2 protein-coding genes are annotated in these 3,386 nt (G+C 37.3%); both read right to left on the minus strand.

Annotated features, from left to right (window positions below; translation table 11 throughout):
* Positions 1 to 309: 309 nt before the first annotated feature.
* Entirely contained in the window at positions 310 to 1,125 is an 816-nt protein-coding gene (locus tag ACOVQ4_RS01205; RefSeq protein ID WP_421818845.1) for a universal stress protein, read from the minus strand.
* Between the two features lie 225 nt (positions 1,126 to 1,350).
* Positions 1,351 to 3,210 (minus strand): patatin-like phospholipase family protein, encoded by a 1,860-nt coding sequence (locus tag ACOVQ4_RS01210; RefSeq protein WP_421818846.1) that lies wholly within the window; start codon positions 3,208 to 3,210, stop codon positions 1,351 to 1,353.
* Positions 3,211 to 3,386: the final 176 nt, after the last annotated feature.

Below are 3,386 nucleotides of genomic sequence, written 5' to 3' on the forward strand. Positions count from 1 at the left end.
GAAATAGGCAAAAGGAGTTTTGTTTGAAATTACAAAAACCTTCTCCCTACAGCTTACAGCCTACAACTTACCCCTAACTAACTAATCTATAGATGCATGAAAAAAGCGGTTGGGATATATTTCCTAACCGCTTTTTTGATTAAAACTCATAGAAAACCCCAATTTTAAAATTCGGGATAACTCGCCTTTAAACTGTTTTACAACTGAGTCAAAAACTGATTCGAAATAAGAAAAAACTCTTGACTGCCTTTGATGTATTTTGTGGAGTGATACTATGCAAAAATCTCAAATTACTAGATCCTTTACACGTTAAAGGTTCAAAGAAAGTAAAGGAACCTTACTTTCGGAGGCCATCATACGGGTTTTACTTCGATGCACCATAGAACTTAAAAATCCGTATTTGTAAGGCACCATCACCAACAAGTCGGAATGAGTCTGTTTTATTTCGTCCTTGATAGATTCGACTACGCTATCTGAGGTTATGTTATTATACGAATAATCAATCCCGTCCAAGCCTGCATAAATACTGTCTAAATGCTCAACATCCACAGCACTGAGCTCATGTTGTTTACGGCAGACAAAAAATACCTCAACTTTTGCACTAAAGCTTTTTGCTACAGATTTTACCCTTTCCAGTATCAGACCATGTACCCCTTTGGTAACGTCACAGGCAAATAGGATGTTTTTGATTCCTTCAAATTGTACATTATTAGGAATTGCCATGATAGGATATTTTAGTTTATTGATAACTAAGGTTGTGGTATTGCCTAATAAATCTTGTTCAACCGATTTTTCAGGCATACCCAGCACAAGCAAATCAGCCTCGTGTTCGAGAAAGCAACGATTTAATTCTTCAGTAATATCTCCCGAAGCAAAATGCGGTGTTACTTTAATGGCGTATTCTTTTCCAAGTTTTTGGGCAGCCTCGGCTAGCTCCAATTTAGCCAATGATAAGCCATAATTCATGGAGTTACTCGAAGTGCGGGCATTCAATGCATGTATCGAAACATTGTGTAGATGGAACAATACCAACTCTAAGTTTAATGCAGCTGCAGCTTGAGCTGCATATATCGTAGCGTTTTCGGCTTCCTCCGAAAAATTTGTTGCAACAATCACCTTTTTCATAGCCTTGATGTTTAAGCTTTCCAGTTTTTTGTGGAGAGCAAATTAGTAGGATTTATTGTTCAAAACCCTTGAAAAAAACAGGTTTTGACATAACTTTCATCATGGAATATGCGGTTTCAAATCTCTACTAATAAAACGATACAAGCGCTTTTTTCGTTGCAATATTTACCTAAAAATTGTATTATTTTGTTAAAAAATTGAAATAAAATGGTTGTTTCCCTACTGCTACTCTCTGTAAAATCTTAGTTCTTCCTCAGACATATTTTCAAAAATCTGTTTGGCATGCTGATAGCCAATTTCATAGATTTCATCGAATGCTTGCCAATTAAGAATGCTATACTTGCGCAAATCTGGATTGATATAGAGGTCTGTATATTTTTTGGTTTCGCTTTGGCGTGCATCGCTATAGAGTACAGTACTATTCAATATGATAGACATCAATAGTGGAATCCGATATTTTTGGTCTTTTTTACTTCTAAATCTATCTTTCAAAATCTCCCACCCTGAAGGCATTTTGGTAATCGATAACTTATTGGGTTTGTCTATAAAAAAATCTACACCAATAATTTTAGCTACTCCCAATTTGTTCATGATATCCGTAGGGAAATTATTGAAAGTACCACCATCCACCAAGAAGTCGTTGTTGTCGATCACAGGCGGGAATACACCCGGAATCGAACTACTTGCCCGTAGATATTTAGTAATTGACCCTTTTGTATGTAATACCTCTCGGGCTTCTGTAAAATTACTGGAAACAAAATAGCAGGGTATCCATGTATCCTCTATATTCACTTCTTTGCCAACACTGCTCACAATACTATCCGAAATCATTTTTTCGATTCTATGACCTTTAATCAAGGATATAAAAGGCAGTAGAGTATAGTCCTTTGTTGGATTAAAAAAAGCTCCCCTTCGGGCGTTGGATTTTGCCTCTTCGGGAGAAATATCAAAGGCCACCAGAGATGACATCATCGCGCCGACGCTTGTTCCTCCAACAAAATCAATGGGTATATTAAATTCTTTTAATGCTTGGTACACGCCCAAATGGGCAAAGCCTTTTGCCCCACCACCTGCCAATACAAGTCCAATGGCATTGCCCGATATGACCCTCGCTAGACGCTGCAAGTCTGTAATGAGATGGGGACGGATATGAAAATGGCGTTGAACATTACGAGGTTTTAACCAATTTTCTGTAAAATGTGGGATAACGGTCTGTTCGTCATGAAGCAGAATTAAGTTTTTGATTACAGGGCGAGCCTGAGTTTTATAAAAGATATCTTTCTCAAAATCTGTGAGGTTGGGCGACTCGTCGGCCGAGGCAATGAGGTAAAGCTCATCTGCGTTTCTGATGCAGCGTTGTGTCCACTCGGTGTTGGTGTTGTCGCAGAGATACAACATCAAATCATGCTTTGACTCTTGCTCGTCGAGCCACTGACTTAGCTTGCGATAATGGGTAGTGTCATTTTTGGCAGCTTGTGCAAGATTTTCTGTTTCGTGCGTTTGGTTTATGAGGTCTGACGACAACAATAGGGTACGACTTTTTCTTTCTAAATAAGGGAAAAGCTTATCAATAAAAGATCTTTGCTTTCTCGAAATATCGACGAAGCATATATTAACTGGTTTTTTACTTGTTTTTTTTAAGGATTGAGAATTTCGAAGACGATTAATAATAATTTTCGAAACACTCATAGAAATAAGCGGATAAGCTTTTAGGATTTTCTCATAAAGCTCTTTGGTTAATTTTACGAGTACACTATCGCGGGTGGCTACAATACTAGCACCACGGGGCTCGCCTGTGAATAGCGCCATTTCCCCAACAGTTTCTCCACGAATAATCTCCCCGATAGTAATATGTTCGCCCTCGGGAGTAGTAATAAATGCCCTTAATCGACCACTAATTACAAAATATAAGGCATCATCTGTTTCATCTTGTTCAAATAGTATTTCGCCTCCAGCCAACTCTATCCACTCCAGTTGGGGCTCTATAAGTGTGAGCATCGATTGATCAAAATCTCCAAAAACACTTGATAGACTATTTACCAGCAAGTGATGCTGATAGTCTTTTATGAGATAGTTTTGTTGCATAACTTAATAATTCTATTTGAGATTGGTTTTTTATACATTCAATCTGTTAGCTACAAGATATTTTGAATAATTAAGTGAAAAGACTTTATTGGTTAATAGTATATCAGTTGTTGTAATGCATTTATAATCAAAAGGTTATATGCAACTGTTAACTTTGAGAAACTATTAATTTAATC

It is taken from the genome of Flectobacillus sp. (assembly GCF_049240685.1).
In the GTDB taxonomy this organism is placed as follows: domain Bacteria; phylum Bacteroidota; class Bacteroidia; order Cytophagales; family Spirosomataceae; genus Flectobacillus.